At 39.7% G+C, this 17,341-nt stretch carries 17 protein-coding genes, 1 tRNA gene and 1 pseudogene; 7 read left to right on the top strand and 12 right to left on the bottom strand.

The genetic code is table 11. From position 1 onward, the window contains the following. Positions 1 to 9: 9 nt before the first annotated feature. Genes lptB through LXF01_RS09935 form a run of 5 tightly spaced genes read right to left on the bottom strand, consistent with a single transcriptional unit; the run spans position 10 to position 3,408 of the window. The gene (lptB, locus tag LXF01_RS09915; protein ID WP_078188759.1) at positions 10 to 753 is read right to left on the bottom strand and encodes an LPS export ABC transporter ATP-binding protein; all 744 of its coding nucleotides are present in this window, start codon (positions 751 to 753) and stop codon (positions 10 to 12) included. Further along, positions 753 to 1,319, bottom strand: coding sequence for a lipopolysaccharide transport periplasmic protein LptA (lptA, locus tag LXF01_RS09920; RefSeq protein ID WP_168377635.1), 567 nt, complete (start codon positions 1,317 to 1,319; stop codon positions 753 to 755). The genes lptB and lptA overlap by 1 nt, the downstream gene beginning before the upstream one ends. Then, positions 1,309 to 1,851, bottom strand: coding sequence for an LPS export ABC transporter periplasmic protein LptC (gene lptC / locus LXF01_RS09925; protein WP_180027055.1), 543 nt, complete (start codon positions 1,849 to 1,851; stop codon positions 1,309 to 1,311). Before lptC ends, lptA begins: the two co-directional genes overlap by 11 nt. A 35-nt stretch (positions 1,852 to 1,886) precedes the next feature. Further along, positions 1,887 to 2,426 carry a KdsC family phosphatase gene (locus LXF01_RS09930; RefSeq protein WP_078188762.1) on the bottom strand — a complete coding sequence of 180 codons (540 nt, stop codon included), beginning with the start codon at positions 2,424 to 2,426 and terminating at the stop codon, positions 1,887 to 1,889. Between the two features lie 4 nt (positions 2,427 to 2,430). Further along, the gene (locus LXF01_RS09935) at positions 2,431 to 3,408 is read right to left on the bottom strand and encodes a KpsF/GutQ family sugar-phosphate isomerase (RefSeq protein ID WP_078193567.1); all 978 of its coding nucleotides are present in this window, start codon (positions 3,406 to 3,408) and stop codon (positions 2,431 to 2,433) included. Between the two features lie 356 nt (positions 3,409 to 3,764). On the opposite strand from LXF01_RS09935, the gene cysS reads away from it, so the two are divergent. From cysS to LXF01_RS09950, 3 genes are all read left to right on the top strand, one after another. Then, positions 3,765 to 5,186 (top strand): cysteine--tRNA ligase, encoded by a 1,422-nt coding sequence (cysS, locus tag LXF01_RS09940; RefSeq protein WP_233944248.1) that lies wholly within the window; start codon positions 3,765 to 3,767, stop codon positions 5,184 to 5,186. Positions 5,187 to 5,248: 62 nt separating this feature from the next. Then, positions 5,249 to 5,324, top strand: a tRNA-Gly gene (locus LXF01_RS09945). A gap of 626 nt (positions 5,325 to 5,950) precedes the next feature. Then, complete coding sequence (locus tag LXF01_RS09950; protein WP_233944249.1) at positions 5,951 to 8,050, top strand: TonB-dependent receptor plug domain-containing protein; 2,100 nt, start codon at positions 5,951 to 5,953, stop codon at positions 8,048 to 8,050. An 87-nt stretch (positions 8,051 to 8,137) separates the two neighbouring features. Here LXF01_RS09950 and LXF01_RS09955 read toward each other — a convergent pair whose 3' ends face one another. Then, on the bottom strand, positions 8,138 to 8,413 hold the full coding sequence (locus LXF01_RS09955; RefSeq protein ID WP_078193570.1) for a hypothetical protein: 276 nt from the start codon (positions 8,411 to 8,413) through the stop codon (positions 8,138 to 8,140). A 419-nt stretch (positions 8,414 to 8,832) separates the two neighbouring features. On the opposite strand from LXF01_RS09955, the gene LXF01_RS09960 reads away from it, so the two are divergent. Both LXF01_RS09960 and LXF01_RS09965 read left to right on the top strand, forming a co-directional pair. Next, entirely contained in the window at positions 8,833 to 9,540 is a 708-nt protein-coding gene (locus LXF01_RS09960; protein ID WP_233944250.1) for a glutamine amidotransferase, read from the top strand. A gap of 66 nt (positions 9,541 to 9,606) precedes the next feature. After that, positions 9,607 to 10,236, top strand: coding sequence for a LysE family transporter (locus LXF01_RS09965; protein WP_180007745.1), 630 nt, complete (start codon positions 9,607 to 9,609; stop codon positions 10,234 to 10,236). 75 nt (positions 10,237 to 10,311) lie between these two features. On the opposite strand, the gene LXF01_RS09970 is transcribed toward LXF01_RS09965, so the two are convergent. After that, positions 10,312 to 10,908, bottom strand: coding sequence for a YceI family protein (locus tag LXF01_RS09970; RefSeq protein ID WP_233944251.1), 597 nt, complete (start codon positions 10,906 to 10,908; stop codon positions 10,312 to 10,314). 293 nt (positions 10,909 to 11,201) lie between these two features. On the opposite strand from LXF01_RS09970, the gene LXF01_RS09975 reads away from it, so the two are divergent. Continuing rightward, entirely contained in the window at positions 11,202 to 11,717 is a 516-nt protein-coding gene (locus tag LXF01_RS09975) for a nuclear transport factor 2 family protein (protein WP_233944252.1), read from the top strand. 65 nt (positions 11,718 to 11,782) lie between these two features. On the opposite strand, the gene LXF01_RS09980 is transcribed toward LXF01_RS09975, so the two are convergent. The 5 genes and pseudogenes from LXF01_RS09980 to LXF01_RS17600 all read right to left on the bottom strand — a co-directional run. Next, positions 11,783 to 12,226 carry a GNAT family N-acetyltransferase gene (locus LXF01_RS09980; protein WP_442781338.1) on the bottom strand — a complete coding sequence of 148 codons (444 nt, stop codon included), beginning with the start codon at positions 12,224 to 12,226 and terminating at the stop codon, positions 11,783 to 11,785. A 187-nt stretch (positions 12,227 to 12,413) separates the two neighbouring features. Beyond that, positions 12,414 to 12,629, bottom strand: a complete 216-nt coding sequence (locus tag LXF01_RS09985; protein WP_078188774.1) for a hypothetical protein — start codon at positions 12,627 to 12,629, stop codon at positions 12,414 to 12,416. A gap of 183 nt (positions 12,630 to 12,812) precedes the next feature. Beyond that, positions 12,813 to 14,801, bottom strand: a complete 1,989-nt coding sequence (gene tkt, locus LXF01_RS09990) for a transketolase (protein WP_233944254.1) — start codon at positions 14,799 to 14,801, stop codon at positions 12,813 to 12,815. Between the two features lie 477 nt (positions 14,802 to 15,278). Then, a complete protein-coding gene (locus LXF01_RS09995) occupies positions 15,279 to 15,575 on the bottom strand; it encodes a pilin (RefSeq protein ID WP_233945456.1) in 297 nt (98 codons plus the stop codon). Between the two features lie 32 nt (positions 15,576 to 15,607). Beyond that, positions 15,608 to 15,704: pseudogene (locus LXF01_RS17600) on the bottom strand (prepilin-type N-terminal cleavage/methylation domain-containing protein); the annotation flags it as partial. A gap of 444 nt (positions 15,705 to 16,148) precedes the next feature. Between LXF01_RS17600 and metK the strand changes: the two are divergent. After that, on the top strand, positions 16,149 to 17,315 hold the full coding sequence (metK, locus tag LXF01_RS10005; RefSeq protein WP_078188779.1) for a methionine adenosyltransferase: 1,167 nt from the start codon (positions 16,149 to 16,151) through the stop codon (positions 17,313 to 17,315). Positions 17,316 to 17,341: the final 26 nt, after the last annotated feature.

Raw genomic sequence — 17,341 nt, forward strand, 5'->3', positions numbered from 1 at the left:
TTTATTCAATTAAACGGTAAAATCATCACCAAGATAAACTTTACGTACAGTTTCATCCGCAAGGACTTCTTCTGGAGTACCTTCTGCAATCACTGAACCTTCGCTCACGATATAGGCATGCTCACAAATCGCAAGGGTTTCTCGCACATTATGGTCGGTAATTAATACACCAATACCACGATCTTTCAATGTTCGGATAATGTCTTTAATATCACCCACTGAAATAGGATCGACCCCTGCAAAAGGTTCATCGAGCAACATAAATTTAGGGTCTGCAGCTAAAGCACGTGCGATTTCCGCACGACGACGCTCACCACCCGACACACTCATACCAAGAGAATCTTTGATGTGTGTGATTTTAAAGTCAGCAAGCAATTCCGTTAGACGTTGCTGACGTTGTTGCTTATTTAGATCTTTACGGGTTTCTAAAATCGACATGATATTTTCAGAAATCGTTAATTTTCTAAAAATAGATGCTTCTTGAGGTAGATAACCAATACCTTTACGTGCGCGCTCATGCATTGCCAAGTCAGACAAATCAAGATCATCTAAATGAATCTCACCTTTATCCATACGCACTAGGCCAACAACCATATAGAAACTTGTAGTTTTACCTGCACCATTTGGACCAAGTAAACCCACAATTTGACCACTTTGCATGCTAAAGGACACATCCTTTACCACCCAACGCTTACTATAGTTTTTGGCTAAATGTTTAATACATAAAGTTTGAACTTGCGAGGTCTGCTCCATTAATCACGTGCTCCTGGGAAGGACTTAGTGCTTGACGGTGGAATCACGATTTGAACACGACCCGAAGAAGATCCAGATTTATTTGGTGTACCCTCAGCAACGATGTCACCTTTATTCATACTGTATTTCAAGCTATTACCACGAATACTTGCACCATCTTGTTGTAACAAAGCACCACCCGTCATGGTGATAATACCCGTTTCAGCATTGTAGACGATCTTCTGAGCTTGGCCTTTTGCAAAGCCTTTGGCAGGATCAGTTTTTTGTTGGAAATGTGCTGGTCCGCCCGTTGCTGTAATCGTACTGATCTCTTTTTTGCTGTTTAAGTTCGCAACGATTGAGTTTGCCTGCAGCTTCATTGAACCCTGTTCAATGATGACATTACCGGTATACGTCGTAATCCCGGTTTTTTCATTAAACGTTGCACGATCGGCAACCAATGAAATCGGTTGATTACGATCTGAAGGCAAAGCAAAAGCTGCAACTGAACATAACGCCAGTGAACCGAGTAGCGCTGTACGTTTTAGGAAAGTTTTTGCAGTTTTTCGATTAAAATTATGGTTCATACTTTCCTCGAATATTAAAAAATTCGTATTGACCGTCGTTTAAATTTGCTTTTAAACCTTGGCTGACAAATTCGGCTTGTGGTGAAATCACCGTTACAGTCTTGTCCGTTTCTATTTCACGCTTTTTTGGAAAAGCAGTTAGTTCCTCAGTACGAAACTCCATTTGCCCTTCACGCATCAATTTCGTTGCAACCACATTGTCACTCAGTACGACTTTTTGGTTATCATCCATACCATTGGCTTGTTTGGCAAAGAACGTGGCATCGACAGCACCATCTTGATAGGTCGATGCTTTCAGGTTGACCAAATGAGAAGTTTGCTTTTGCAAATCCTGCTCAAGTCGATCGACTTGCGCACGAATATGCAATTTTCCCTGCTCATCAGTCTGCGTCAGGTTAATGTTTTCAGCTGAGTAAGTCATACTTTTCGAAGAGTCCGCCTGAAGCTTATTACCCTTTCCACCGAAATAGTAAAAACCACCGCTTACTGCAGCAATGACCACAGCTGTCACGTATAAAACTTTAGTATCCATAAGCGGAGATTCAATCCAATGACTGCATCAATTTATTAATAAGGTGCACTTGCATATTTTTCAAGTAGTTCCTGGTATACACCTTTAGAGACTAAAAGCATATCGCAAATTTCACGAACAGCACCACGTCCACCCATCGCCTGAGTGACAAGATCTGCACGGCGACGTACTTCTAAATGTCCATTCGGCACGGTCACTTTCATCCCTGCAATAGCAAAGGCTGAAAGATCGGGCCAGTCATCACCCATATATAGGCAATCTGAAGGATCAATACCGAACTGTGCGCAGGCTTCTGTCAAAGCAACGCCTTTGTCTTCACGACCTTGAAACACCAAATCCACACCTAAGTCAGACATGCGTTTTTCAACGATATTACTTTTACGGCCAGTAATAATGATGACTTTGATACCTGCTTTTTGCACTAACTTCATGCCTAAGCCATCACGAATATCAAAAGATTTGATTTCATCGCCGCTATTGGTCAATGTTACAAATCCATCACTTAAAATTCCATCAACATCCAGTACCAGTGCTTCTATGTGACGCGCTTGTTCTAGCAATACATACGATGCCATTTTCTTAATTTACCCCAGCCTGAATCAAATCATGCATGCTGATAATCCCAATCACTTTATTGACATCATCAACAACTACAAATTGTGTAATTTTCTTTTCGTTCATACGTTCTAAAGCATGTACCGCGCGTTCTTCTTGTGAAATGGTCAAAGGATTTTTAATCATCACTTCTGAGACTTTCATATTCACATCAAAGCCTTGCTGTTTATCAATCAAACGACGTAAGTCACCGTCGGTAAAGATACCCAATAAGGTATCGTTTTCATCGACAATCGTGGTGAGTCCCAAACGTTTATTTGAAATTTCGTAGAGAACTTTATTCATTGGTGTCTCTGGCGACACTTTGGGTAAGTCTTCACCTGTATGCATTAGATGTTTTACATGCAATAACAAACGTTTACCCAATGCTCCCGCAGGATGAGAGCGTGCAAAATCATCTGAGGTAAAACCACGTGCATCCAATAATGCAACTGCAAGGGCATCACCTAAGGCTAATGTTGCAGTGGTACTTGAGGTCGGAGCTAGACCCAAAGGGCATGCTTCTTGAATATTACCCAAGGTCAATGCGACATCGGCATTTTGTGGCATTGGGCCTTTATTGTCACCACTCATGGTAATAAGAGGAATGCCCAAATGTTTGATCAATGGCATCAGCATCATAATTTCATCACTCTTACCTGAGTTTGAAATTGCAATGAGCACATCACCTTTAACCAACATGCCCAAATCACCATGTCCAGCTTCACCCGGATGCATGAAGAAAGATGGCGTACCTGTCGAGGCAAACGTAGCGGCCATTTTACGACCGATATGACCCGATTTGCCCATACCAGTAATCACTAAACGCCCTTTGCACTGTAAAATGATTTCGCAGGCTTGGCTAAAACGATCATCTATTTGCGTCGCTAATACTTGTAAAGCATGCTCTTCAATACGCAAAGTTTCTAATGCGACTTTCTGAAAATCGACTTGATTCGGCATATTTGGTGGATTCAAAGTTGTTATACCTTAAGCCGTGAGAGGTGCGCTCTCACTTTCAAAATAAAAAATTTTCACAATTTTATCATATCTATGCAAATAGCACGTTTCCAAATGTATAAGAATTCATGAATTATGCAGAAAAGATGCATTTCTTCTTTTTTATCTTAGGAACAGATAAATTGAATTCAACTCTCAAATGAAATTCAGCCCGAATCAAATGAGCCTTCAACTTCTTTTTCCAGCAGTACAATTACATCAAGCATTAAAAAATATCTGCTTTTTTGGGTTTTAACTTTATGAAAAAAAATGCTTAGGTTAAGATGAGCCATCTTTTGGTAGAAACAATTTGAAGACCTATGCAACCTTTTGTTCTATATAACTCAGAGCAACGTAAAAAAGTAGAATTCGTACCTCGCAAAGAAGGACATATCGACATGTATGTCTGTGGAATGACTGTGTATGACTACTGTCATATTGGTCATGCTCGAGTTATGGTTGCATTTGACTATATTATCCGTTTCCTGCGCAGTCAGGGCTGGAGCGTTAAATACGTTCGAAACATTACCGATATTGACGATAAGATCATTGCCCGTGCCAATGAAAATGGCGAAAGCATTACTGCTTTAACCGACCGTTTTATAAAGGCCATGAACGAAGATGCTGCCAATTTAGGTTGTGCAGCACCTGATGAAGCACCACGTGCAACAGACTATATCGATCAAATGCAGAATATGATTGGTAGCTTGGTTAACAAAGGTACAGCATATCCATCTGCAAATGGCGATGTTTATTTTGAAGTTGAAAAGTTTGCCAAATATGGTCGTCTTTCGGGTCGTAAACTTGACGATATGCAGGCTGGTGCTTCTGAACGCGTTGATGTAGAAGTAGAAAAGAAACATCCTTTTGACTTCGTGCTTTGGAAACATGCCAAAGAAAATGAACCTTCTTGGGCTTCGCCTTGGGGCAATGGCCGTCCGGGCTGGCATATTGAATGTTCAGCGATGTCGACCTGCTGCTTAGGTAACCATTTTGATATTCATGGTGGCGGTTCAGACTTAACTTTCCCGCATCATGAAAATGAAATTGCGCAATCTGAGGCATCTACTGGCGAACAGTATGTTAATTACTGGATGCATGTCGGCTTTATTAATGTCGATGGCGAAAAAATGTCGAAGTCTTTAGGTAACTTCTTCACTATTCGTGATGTGATGGATAAATTCCACCCTGAAGTGATTCGCTTCTTTATTGTGTCATCACATTACCGTAGCCCAGTAAACTTCTCTGACACTGCTTTAAAAGAAGCGAAAAATACCCTTTCCCGTTTCTATCATTCATTTAAAGCTTATCAGCAAGTCTATGGTGAAAAAACCGTAGAAACTTTGGATGATGCTTTAGTTGAGCGCTTTAATACCGCTATGCGTGATGATTTCAACACCGCAGAAGCAATTGCGGTATTGTTTGAAGTCAACAAAGAATTGAACCGTGCCGTAAAAGATGAAAATGCTGAACAAGCGGCTGTGTATTATTCGACATTGCGTCACTTGACCAATATTTTAGGTTTGGTGCAACACAATGTTGATGATTTCCTGAAATCTGATATCGGTCAGGAAGCATTAGGCTTATCAGAAGAACAGATTGAAGATTTAATTCAACAACGTAAAGATGCGAAAAAGGCCAAAGAATTTGCCAAAGCAGATGAAATTCGTCAATCTTTGTTAGATCAAGGTGTTGTCCTTGAAGATACTCGTCAAGGTACTATTTGGCGCCGTGCTGATTAATTGAGCAAACAGAAGCATAGAGAGTTGACAGTTGTGTGAAATTCTCTATAATTCACCTCATTGCGGGAATAGCTCAGTTGGTAGAGCATAACCTTGCCAAGGTTGGGGTCGGGAGTTCGAGTCTCCTTTCCCGCTCCAAAATACGAAAAACCCTCATCGAAAGATGAGGGTTTTTTTATGTCTAAATTTTTCTTCAACGGCTTATTTTTAGATTTATTTACTCATGTTATGCACATGAAAGCCATTTCACATTTTTAAAATAATATTTAAATCTATTCGACGAAGTCTTACATTCAGGGATTGAATACAGGGATTAGCTTTCGGCTGGAGGTACGCTTACGAAACGTTGTTTCTCATTCGGCAAAATGAGATGCGAAGCTTCGCAAGGAAAGTATTTTTCGGTGCAATGGCTTCACTGACAAAACTCATTCACTACTGTTAAATTATTCAAAGTATTACAAAAACATTTTTGAAGAGAAGTCTTCCCATCTCAAACAATTGCAGATGACATTACCGCGTATCTTTACTATTTGAAGCAAAGTACGCTTCTGATGTAACTGCGTCACATCAGTGATTTATTATATTGTAGCGAAGTTAATAGGCCTGAATTATCTTCCAACCATTTAAACTTCCCTATTGCAATATGACCTTTCGCCTACCTGTTAAAAATAATCTAACGAAATGTTCATCTCGGCTATTTTCCTCAATTTTTCCCCATAATTTTCCGTTATTCTTTGCCAAAATTACATTTGGACAACCAAATAATGCACGGCGCGCACACCACACTCAAACTGACCAGCTTAAGTTACGCATTACTTACAATATCAACATCAATTTGGGCCGCAGATACTGTTCAAAATCCGCAAGAATCTGCAGCAGTTCAGCAAATGGAAGCTTTAACATTTGAAATTCCAACAGCAAGCACTAAGCCCAAAGACCCAGATATCAGTGCTGTCGCAAAAACTATTATAAGCCGTGATGAAATGTTGAAATTTGGCGATCAGTCCATCAATGATGCGCTGCGTCGTGCTGCAGGATTTCAACTCCCCGGTGCTGGCGGTGGTCCACGTGGTGGTGCAGGTGCTGGCGGCATGCGTTTCCGTGGTGGTGGTGCACCCGTTTTCTTAATCAATAGTGAACCTGTACAAGGTGGTCCTCGTGGTGGCATGTCAGTTGTTGATAGCATTACGCCCGAAATGATCGAACGCCTTGAAATCACCAAACAACCGAGCGTCGCTCAAGGCTCGGTTGCTTCATCTGCAGTCATTAATATTATTTTAAAAGAACCATTGAATGGCACGCGTTTGAGTGGATCTGTACGAGCTGGTTATGGCCTAACAAAGTCAAATACACGTGAAGAAGAACGCACCAATTTAAACTTTCAAATGGATGGTCGTTCAGACCCGTGGATCTATAGTTTATCTGGGAGCCAAATGTGGAATGATTCAGATACGCTCACCCGCACACAAGATGCAACAGGGACGAAAACTCAAAAACGCATCACCAATCGTGCGTCGCAAATGCTCACCCCACGTGTTGAATATCAACTTGATGATCAACAAAAACTGGTCGCTGAAATGTTTTATCGCAACAATGAAAGCGAAGGCACAAGTGGCTCCCAAGTCCAAAAAGATAAAAATGACAGTATTCGACTCAACACACGATATGAGCGTAAAGACCAAGGCAATTCCGACAAAATTCGCTTATCAATCGAACAGCAAAATGAAACGGAATTAACAGAGTATAGAAATTCTCAATCATATATTGATGAACAAATTAATGAATATGGCTTAGGCTACGACGGTGTCCGCAAGTTCGACTCAAAACGCCAAATAAAATTTGGTACTGATCTACGTAGCAATGAACTTGAAAGCAATATTGCAGAGACCTTGGATGAACAATTGTATGCTGCTTATGTTGAAGGAAGTTGGAAATATACGCCGCGCCAAACCTTAACTCTAGGTGTACGCCAAGAGTGGATTGATCGTTCAGGTTTAGTGGATTATCAAGATCAGCATTTAAGTCCTGTATTAGCACACCGTTTTGACTTTAATGACCAATGGTCACTTCAAACCAATTTGAGTCAGGCTTTTAAAAACCCACGTAGCAATCAATTGATGCCGACGGTTTCAGTTTCTACAGATAGTGATGCAGGGACACTAAACAACCCTGATCGTGGTGGTAATCCTGACCTAAGACCTGAAACTATTAATGCTTACGAAACAACCTTAGGCTATAACACCCCTGCTGGCGGTGTAAATATCACTGCCTATTATCGAGAAATTAATGACTATATCGAAAAATCGATCCTGTCAGAAAATGCTACAGGCGGTCGTTGTGAAACAGGAAATACCGATTGCCGTTTTGTCGAACGTCCTTATAACCAAGACAGTGCAACCACCTATGGTGTGGAAATTTCTGGACGCTATGCACTGAAGCAAACGGAGAATGGCCATTCATTTATGTTGAATGCTCAACTTTCAACTGTACGTGCAAAAATTGAAGAAACTGACGGCTCTGACCGTTTGGCAAGTGATGTTGCACCTTATACCGCAAGTGCTGGTTTATCTTATAACTATCAACCGTGGCGTATTGCAACAAGTGTGAACCTCAATTATACCCCTGAATATACACGTGCGCTGAGTAACGAACCGTACAATCGCACCAGCAATGAACGCGTCAATATGGATGTGAGTTTTACTAAACGCTTTGATCAAAATTGGTCTGCATCGGTGAATGCACGTAATATTCTCAGCTCAGATTATAAAGAAGTGTTAAAAGAACAAAGTTCTGGCGCGCTATACCAATCTCGTATCAATGAAGCAATTCCAAGCTTTATGTTTACCTTAGAAAAGAAATTCTAAACCGTTTATAAGAAACTGCTAAGAGATTTAGACTAAAAAACCGATACGGACAACGAATCGGTTTTTTTATGCGTACACGACCGCAAACTAGCGCTCAATTGCCTTCAACATTTTCGCAATTTTTAGGGTATGTTCCTTCTGCCCTTTTTTCTCTAAGACCTTTTGCTCAACCCACCATAAATATTCAAAAATTTCTGATTCACTTGAATCCTCTTGAATTAATTTAAAAATGTTGGGCAAATAATCATCATATTCATCACGTAAAGCAGGAATACGGCGAATCCCTAACGGGTCCCATTCCTTCAATAAAATTTTATGTATCGCATGCAAGAGACTGGCATCTCGATTATGTTTTGACTGCATACAAGTTCCCTGGCTTATATTTTTTTACTTTTAAAATCAGTTATCTAATTATGTGATGATATTAAAAGAAAAATGAACTGTTGTTTGTCGAAGATTTCATCATACGCATCTCTAAACGCTTTTCCATTGGTTTTTCATCTTTTTTTTATACTAAACCAAAGCTTTATCAAAATATCATGCACTTTTTCTCATAAATTTTGCCAATAAAGCCTTTCGAGAATCCCTTACTTCACAGTACAAAAGTTTTAAATGCTAAGTTCAATTTTCAGACCTAATCATTCAAAGAAAAAAACAATACGCTTCAGCCAACTTCTATATTTATCTCTTTTCGCAATTGTGAAAAATTTACAGTTTTCCTTTTTAATCTCCGACAATTCAAGCTACATTCTATTTTGAAATTTTAATCCTGAAAAATCCCTATGAGTACTGCATTAAACGAAACCATTTACGTCATTCAACACCTTGCATTTGAAGATTTGGGTTCATTGGAAGATGTATTTTATCAACTGGGTTATCGGGTGAGATACTTCGAAGCTGGTATCGATGACCTCAGTAAAGCTATGCAACATACAGGGCTTACCATCATTTTGGGCGGCCCGATCGGAGTTTATGAAACTAATGACTACCCTTTTCTACAAAAAGAAATAGACTTACTTAAAGTACGTTTAGAGAGTAATTTACCGACTTTAGGCATTTGCTTAGGTGCTCAGCTAATTGCGCATGCATTGGGAGCGAAAGTTTATGCAGGTCATAGCAAAGAAATCGGTTGGAGCAACTTAGAACTTGATGCTATTACTCACAATATATTAGCGCCATTAGATCAAGTGCCTGTACTGCATTGGCATGGTGATACCTTTGATTTACCTGTAAATGCACAGTTACTCGCCAGCTCAGCAATTTATCCAAATCAAGCGTTTAGCTATGGGCCCAATATTCTAGCTCTACAGTTTCATATTGAAGCAGAAGCACAGGCCATGGAAAAATGGCTAATTGGGCATACATGTGAACTGCATAAAGCACAAATTAACATCCCAAATTTACGCATGGAAAGCCAACAACATGCACCTCATTTAGAACGTGTTGCTCCCATGATTTTGCAACAATTTTTACAACAGCTTGAGCTTTAAAATAGCTATTAATTTAAAGCTAAATGGCTTATAACAGTTGCACTTCAAAACGTATAAGCCATTAGAATGACTCCCTTACTCAGTATTGCGCTCATCCACTTTTTTGCTCTCATCAGCCCAGGCCCAGACTTCTTTTTCGTCACTCAAAGTGCTATTCGACAATCCAGATCACATGCATTATTTGCCGCATTAGGTATATCACTTAGTATTTTAGTTTGGTCAATTTGTGCAATAAGTGGCTTACATTTTCTATTTCAAAAAATGGCTTGGTTACAACAATGCCTCATGATTTTGGGTGGCTTATATCTTTTATATTTAGGCTCTCAGTTATTAAAATCTGCATGGAGTAAAGACCTCGGCACAATAACGAAACCAACCGAGCAAGCTGTACAGAAAAAATCACCTTTGACGCTGTTATTCCAAGGTTTCTTGACCAATATGGCCAATCCTAAAGCATTGGTTTATTTCACTAGTGTATTTTCCATTGGGATCAGTGCAAAGGTCAGCATTTTTGATCAAAGCTCTTTATTGGCTTTAGTCTTTATTGAAAGTTTGATTTGGTTTGCATTGGTTGCGGTCTTATTCTCAGCACCTAAAATGACCCATTACTATCAAAAATTTAGTAAAAAAATTGACGCCATTACCGGTGGAATTTTCATCAGTTTTGGCTGCCTATTGCTGCTCAATCGCAGTTGATCACACACCAGTTAAATAAGACATAAAAAAGCACCCAAATGGGTGCTTTCTTAACTTAGCTGAGGGAGCTAAATCTTATTTCGCTGCTGCCTTTGCTGTAGATACAGCCGCTTCAGTCGTAATATTTACCGTAATTTTGTCGCCTACATTTGGTACATATGCACCGACACCAAATGCTGAACGATCAAAAGAAGTCGTTGCATTGAAACCAATCGTTTCCGCCTTAGTCATTGGGTGAACGGCTTGCTTGTTCAATACAGCATCCAATACCACTGGTTTAGTCACATTTTTAACTTTTAAATCACCCGTGATTTTGTATTTAGTTTTGCTGATCGCTTGAACTTTTGTACTTTTAAACGTGATATTTGGATATTTTTCAGCATCAAAGAAATCAGCTGTTTTTAAATGATCATCTAATGCTTTGACATTGGTATTTAAGCTCGATAATGGAATCGTCACATTCACAGACGAATTTGCAGGTTTTGCATTATCGACATTAATTGTCCCTTGAATGTCACTAAAGTTTGCAGAAGGCGTTGAGAAACCAAAATGATTCCAAGTAAATACTGTTGCTGTATGAGTAGGATCAATTTGATAGGCAACAGGTTTTGCCATAGAAATTGTTGTAACTGATGCTACCGCCAAACCGATTGTTAATGCTTTAAAGTTCATGTTTTTATCTCACTATCGAATACTATTAAGTCTATAGGTTTTTAGCCGTATTACAGCTTTAAAGATAAAACGTTTTGTTGCATGTTTAGAACGATAGTTTTGTAAAATCTGTAGCAGCATCTATAACCACTCTCAATTATTAAATTTCCCATATATTTCAAATAATTAATAATTTAATTGATCCATGAGTTATTTATCCTAAATTTAGGAAACATCAACCTATCTGAGTCGTAGGTTTTCTAAACAAATCCACTTAAGATTTTTAGACATCATAAAAATCTGAGTACCCAAAAATGACAGAACAATCGCTGGCTATTGAAAAAGCCTTAAATACTAAAATGCCCAAAGATGTCGTTTTGGCATTTCTTATGAATACTTCAAAAGAACTCGTCGAAAATGCAATTCAGCTGCTAGTTGCAGAAGACGCGGCGTATGTTTCCTTAAACTTCAGCAACCCAGAACTTAAACAAATTGAGCCGTGGGCTGGGTCTGGCACAGGCAGAGACATTTATATTTATACCTTTGCCAACGTCGGGACCTACTGGAATATCGACGACTTTCAAATCACGGATATGATCGCTGAAGATGAAACCGTAGCTGTATTTGGTCAATTCACCTACACCTCAGTCTATGCAAAAAATACTTTCACCTCGCCTTTTTCAATTAAAGCCAAAGTTCAAAATGGTTTAATCAGCTATTTCCAATTCATGGAAGATACCTATGCCTCAGCATCATCTTTCCGCGTAGGCGGAGAATGGATCATTCAGCAAGATGCAGACTCAGCTAAAAACTTTAAAGTTTCAGCTTAATACTTAGATGCAGCAGCTCTTCACGCAAGAGCTGCTGTTGATTTGGAATGGCCTTTTACATTAAGTTAATGACAGCGATATTGGATAAACCCAGTTTTTCTCGCGATTTGATCATACAGCTTTTGCGCAGTTTCATTGTCCTGATGCGTAAGCCAATACACACGGTCACACTGCCGCTGATCACAATATTCTTTCACTTTCGCGATCAGCGCCTTGCCAATACCCTGCCCGCGATATTCTTCAAGCGTATATAAATCTTGCAAATAGGCATAAGGCTGCAATGTCCAGCAGCTCTCATGTTCTATGACATGCACGATCCCAACCACTTGATGTTCAATTACGGCTGCAAAGCCATACATATGTTCGCAGTCAGCAGCATTTAACCTGTGCCACGTTCGCTCGGTCACTGCATCCGCCACCTGACTTTTATAAAATTCTAAATACAGCTCCCAGAGCGGCTGCCATTGGCTTTTTGAAATTTCAGTTAAATTTTTAATTTGTATTTGCACGTTCAATGGCTTTTTTAAATGATCACTGGATTTTTATAACTGAAATAAAGCTTTTTGTGTTGAAAACACTGTATTTTATGCGCTCTTTTTAAACATGATGAGTCTTGAAAGAACATTTTCTTATCTGTTTTATAAATACGATAGGCAAATAAAAAGCCCGAAGATTCGGACTTTTTAACCATTCAGCTTATAGCTTTTCAACCAAGATCCGATCTACCTGCTTTAAACCTGTATGCTTTTCATGGTTCTTACGGCGAATCTTAATCACTTTGTCTTCTTGCAAGTCTTGCAACATCAACTCTACTGCAACCATTGCTTCAAGCTCTAAGTCTGTGCCAATCCATTTCTGTTCACCAGCATCCATCAGTACAATTTCATCATTTATCTGATCGTAAAGGCTCATCGTTTCCTCACTTGGGGCAACATTGCACCCGTGGCTGAATACTGCATGAATGAATTAATTTTAAACCAATGCTTTAATTCATTCGTTACAAATCGTTATTTCACAATTAAAAAATATATTTAATCTCTGCAATAAAAAACGCCCCTTCTCTGGGGCGTCTTTTTTACGGTTAATCTTTATGAATTAAGCGGTAATTTCTTTCACTGCAGCAACAACAGCATCAGCTGTGATACCGAAGTGTTGGTACAAGTCTTTTGCTGGAGCTGATTCACCGTAAGTCGTCATACCGATTACACGACCATCAAGACCAACAAATTTCCACCAGTAGTCCACATGCGCAGCTTCAACAGCAACACGCGCACGGATCGCAGCAGGAAGAACCGCTTCACGGTAAGCAGCGTCTTGTTTTACGAATTCTTCAGCACATGGCATAGAAACAACACGTACACCTTCAAGCTGTGCATAAGCATCCATTGCCAATGAAACTTCTGAACCAGTCGCAATGATGATTGCTTTCAATTCGCCTTTTTCTTTTGCAAGTACATAACCGCCTTTCGCAACATCAGCAATTTGATCTGCTGTACGTGTTTGGAATGGCAAGTTTTGACGAGAGAAGATTAACGCTGTAGGGCCTTCTGAACGAAGTAGCGCAGATTTCCAAGAAATAGACGCTTCTACAGTGTCACATGGACGCCAAGTATTTAGGTTTGGTGTACCACGTAAAGATGCAATTTGCTCTACAGGTTGGTGTGTAGGACCATCTTCACCTAGACCAATTGAGTCATGGGTATACACATGAATTACACGCTGTTTCATCAATGCAGACATACGTACTGCATTACGCGCATATTCCATAAACATCAGGAATGTTGCTACATAAGGAACGAAACCGCCATGAAGTGCAACACCGTTAGCAATCGCAGTCATACCGAATTCACGTACGCCGTAATGAACGTAGTTACCCGCTGGGTTAGATTCAACGCCTTCTGCGCCTTTCCATAAAGTCAGGTTAGAGCCTGCAAGGTCAGCAGAACCACCTAGAATTTCTGGAAGCTGTGGTGCAAAAGCTTGAATGGCATTTTGGCTAGCTTTACGAGTAGCGATTGTTTCAGCTTTAGCATTTACTTCAGCAATATAAGCATCCGCTTTTGCTGTGAAGTCAGCAGGAAGGTCACCAGAAAGACGACGTTTTAGTTCAGCTGCTTCTGCTGGATATTTAGCAGCATAAGCAGTAAATGTGTCGTTCCAAGCAGATTCAGAAGCAGTACCTTTGGCTTTTGCATCCCAAGCTGCATAAACATCAGCAGGAATTTCAAATGGACCTTCTGTCCAGCCCAAAGCTTCACGAGTTAAAGCGATTTCATCATTACCAAGCGGCGCACCGTGGCAATCTTCTTTACCTTGTTTGTTTGGTGAACCTAAACCAATAATGGTTTTACAGATAATTAATGTCGGTTTTGCAGTTTCAGCTTTTGCTTCAACAGTTGCCGCACGGATTGCATCTGCATCATGGCCGTCAACTTTAAGTACTTGCCAGCCGTATGCAAGGAAACGCTGTTCTGTATCATCAGAGAACCAGCCTTCTACTTCACCGTCAATCGAGATGCCGTTGTCATCGTAGTAAACAACTAATTTACCTAGACCCAAAGTACCAGCCAATGAACATGCTTCGTGAGAAACACCTTCCATTAAACAGCCATCACCTAAGAAACAGTAAGTGTTGTGATCTACAACTGTGATGTCTTCTTTGTTGAATTGAGCCGCTAAAGTTTTTTCAGCAAGTGCAAAACCTACAGCGTTTGCAATACCTTGACCCAATGGACCAGTCGTTGTTTCGATACCCGGTGCATAGCCCAATTCTGGGTGACCAGGAGTTTTAGAATGCAATTGACGGAAAGATTTCAAATCTTCAATAGACAGGTCATAACCTGTTAAATGCAATAACGCATATTGCAACATAGAGCCATGGCCGTTTGACAATACGAAACGGTCACGGTTTGCCCATTGTGGGTTTGCAGGGTTGTGGTTGAGGAATTCACGCCATACCACATCAGCAATATCTGCCATCCCCATTGGAGCACCTGGATGTCCTGAATTTGCTTTTTGCACAGCATCCATTGCCAATACACGAATTGCGTTTGCAATACGACGTTCGTTAAGCGGGGTTGTCATAGGTCAGAGTCCAAACAAATGGTTTAAAAGAGTAAGATGAATAAGAATTCAAAGATGCGCATATTGTCTTAAAAAAAGCGGAATGGGTAAAGCCTCAGGGGCAAATTTTCGCTAATTATTCCTGCACCACCTGTATTTTGGGCGCTTATTGCTCAATTTCAAGCCTATGCATGTCGTTTATTTTGTATACAGTGACGCTTTTATATGGCGAATCAATGACAGCGCAATGCATATTTAGAGTTTAGTGGCGAAAGCAAACGCTTCGTAATTGATAAAAGTCCAATACATCGAATGGAAATTGTGAATATAAATAGCAGCCAAAGCCGATCCAGATAAATGGCCATTAGAAATATGAAATATGAAATATGAAATATATTCAATAAAAAAACCTATGAATATTTATGAAACTCTAAGAGCATACTCATCCCTGTGAAATCAACACTGATCCAATATCTTCGAGACCCTAGATACAGAACTTTAGATACCACGACATGTAGCAGGTAAATTTCGCTGCGAAATATCATCCGATTGACAATTCCAAGCACCATTTAAATCATCTGGAATATTAAAATAGATCTGCTTTGAGCGAAGAGCAAAATTGACATCTGTTGATTTAAACGTAAAAACCACTGAACACGTTCCTGCCACATCAATAATGTCACTACTCGCAATATATTTGGTACTGATACTTTCATTCAGCGCTGTATTCAAATCTACACAGCTTTGTTCCTCTGAATAATTTTCAATCAGTTTCAATTTATAGGATGAAATCATTGTTAATACTTCAGCTACTTGCGCCCGAGCGACATAGCCATTGTAAGATACAGTAGCAATTGCAGCCAAAATACCGATGATTGCCACCACGATCATAATTTCAATGAGTGTAAAACCAGACTGTTTCATTACGTTTCCCCATTCAACGTAATGACAAATAGGCAATTTGCGTACCAAGCCTCAAAAGCCCGCACTTATTGTGTTTTATTTTTCAAATTAAACGAATAATTGTCGTTTACAGTCATATTCTGGCAGTTCATGATATTCATTATTGATAAATCTCAGGATATTGATTTGATTTTTTCTTATAATTGATTCACTTAAAATGCCACTTTAGGCATTTTAACGCCTAATCACATTGTTGCTTGTGCCAAAACAAAATATCTCAGTTTTATCTCATCATAAAAAATTAAATTGAGAAATCCATTGCTCATATCAATTTTTTAGATGCCTATATCAATTAAAAAGTCATTGAAATGAATTAATTTCATCCAATTTGGTCATGTTAAGCTAGTCCTAAACGCTTTCTCGATGTAACATATTGCGTCTTTAAATTTAACTGTGATAGGACTTATGCGCGAGTACGCTGTATTTACCTCGGAATCTGTAAGCGAAGGCCATCCGGATAAAATGGCTGACCAAATCAGTGATGCTATTTTGGATGCAATCTTAAAAGAAGACCCATATGCACGGGTTGCTTGTGAAACGCTTGTAAAAACGGGTGCGGTTGTACTTGCCGGTGAAATCACAACAACTGCAAATGTTGACTTTGAAGCGATTGTTCGTAATACCGTAAATGGTATCGGATATCATCATTCAGATCTTGGCTTTGATGGCTCAACATGTGCCGTGATCAACATGATCGGTAAACAATCACCTGAAATTGCTCAAGGTGTAGACCGTCAAAAACCTGAAGATCAAGGTGCAGGCGACCAAGGTTTAATGTTTGGTTATGCAAGTCGTGAAACTGATGTGCTTATGCCGGCACCTATTTCATATGCACATCGCTTAATGGAAAAACAAGCTGAACTACGTAAACAAGGCAAACTTGCTTGGTTACGTCCTGATGCAAAAAGCCAAGTAACATTTGCTTATGAAAATGGCATGCCAGTTCGCTTAGACGCAGTTGTACTTTCAACTCAGCACGATCCAAAAATTACCCAAGCTCAATTAAAAGAAGCGGTAATTGAAGAAATCGTGAAAAAAGTGATTCCTGCTGAAATGTTCCATGCAGACACTAAATTCCACATCAACCCAACAGGTATGTTCGTCATTGGCGGCCCTGTAGGTGACTGTGGTTTAACAGGCCGTAAAATCATTGTAGATACTTATGGTGGTATGGCTCGTCACGGTGGTGGTGCGTTCTCTGGTAAAGATCCATCAAAAGTGGACCGTTCTGCTGCTTATGCAGGCCGTTATGTTGCTAAAAACATTGTGGCTGCTGGTCTAGCTGACAAATGTGAAATTCAAGTGTCATATGCGATTGGTGTTGCAGAACCAACATCTATCTCGATCAACACATTCAATACTGCAAAAGTATCTGAAGATTTGATTATTGCACTTGTACGTGAACACTTTGACTTACGTCCATACGGTATTACTCGTATGTTGAACTTGATCCAACCGATGTACCAACAAACTGCTGCGTATGGTCACTTCGGTCGTGAAGGTTCTGATACCGCATTTACATGGGAAAAAACTGACAAAGTGGAAGCGCTTAAAGCATCTGCTGGTCTTTAATCTTAATAGATTAATTTCTCAAAAAA

It is taken from the genome of Acinetobacter sp. SH20PTE14, assembly GCF_021391555.1.
Taxonomy (GTDB): domain Bacteria; phylum Pseudomonadota; class Gammaproteobacteria; order Pseudomonadales; family Moraxellaceae; genus Acinetobacter; species Acinetobacter amyesii.

Bases quoted from the DNA above. Each gene is read 5' to 3' on its own strand.
- lptB (WP_078188759.1), bottom strand. From the start codon at position 753: ATGGAGCAGACCTCGCAAGTTCAAACTTTATGTATTAAACATTTAGCC.
- lptA (WP_168377635.1), bottom strand. From the start codon at position 1,319: ATGAACCATAATTTTAATCGAAAAACTGCAAAAACTTTCCTAAAACGT.
- lptC (WP_180027055.1), bottom strand. From the start codon at position 1,851: ATGGATACTAAAGTTTTATACGTGACAGCTGTGGTCATTGCTGCAGTA.
- LXF01_RS09930 (WP_078188762.1), bottom strand. From the start codon at position 2,426: ATGGCATCGTATGTATTGCTAGAACAAGCGCGTCACATAGAAGCACTG.
- LXF01_RS09935 (WP_078193567.1), bottom strand. From the start codon at position 3,408: ATGCCGAATCAAGTCGATTTTCAGAAAGTCGCATTAGAAACTTTGCGT.
- cysS (WP_233944248.1), top strand. From the start codon at position 3,765: ATGCAACCTTTTGTTCTATATAACTCAGAGCAACGTAAAAAAGTAGAA.
- LXF01_RS09950 (WP_233944249.1), top strand. From the start codon at position 5,951: ATGCACGGCGCGCACACCACACTCAAACTGACCAGCTTAAGTTACGCA.
- LXF01_RS09955 (WP_078193570.1), bottom strand. From the start codon at position 8,413: ATGCAGTCAAAACATAATCGAGATGCCAGTCTCTTGCATGCGATACAT.
- LXF01_RS09960 (WP_233944250.1), top strand. From the start codon at position 8,833: ATGAGTACTGCATTAAACGAAACCATTTACGTCATTCAACACCTTGCA.
- LXF01_RS09965 (WP_180007745.1), top strand. From the start codon at position 9,607: ATGACTCCCTTACTCAGTATTGCGCTCATCCACTTTTTTGCTCTCATC.
- LXF01_RS09970 (WP_233944251.1), bottom strand. From the start codon at position 10,908: ATGAACTTTAAAGCATTAACAATCGGTTTGGCGGTAGCATCAGTTACA.
- LXF01_RS09975 (WP_233944252.1), top strand. From the start codon at position 11,202: ATGACAGAACAATCGCTGGCTATTGAAAAAGCCTTAAATACTAAAATG.
- LXF01_RS09985 (WP_078188774.1), bottom strand. From the start codon at position 12,629: ATGAGCCTTTACGATCAGATAAATGATGAAATTGTACTGATGGATGCT.
- tkt (WP_233944254.1), bottom strand. From the start codon at position 14,801: ATGACAACCCCGCTTAACGAACGTCGTATTGCAAACGCAATTCGTGTA.
- LXF01_RS09995 (WP_233945456.1), bottom strand. From the start codon at position 15,575: ATGATTTCATCCTATAAATTGAAACTGATTGAAAATTATTCAGAGGAA.
- metK (WP_078188779.1), top strand. From the start codon at position 16,149: ATGCGCGAGTACGCTGTATTTACCTCGGAATCTGTAAGCGAAGGCCAT.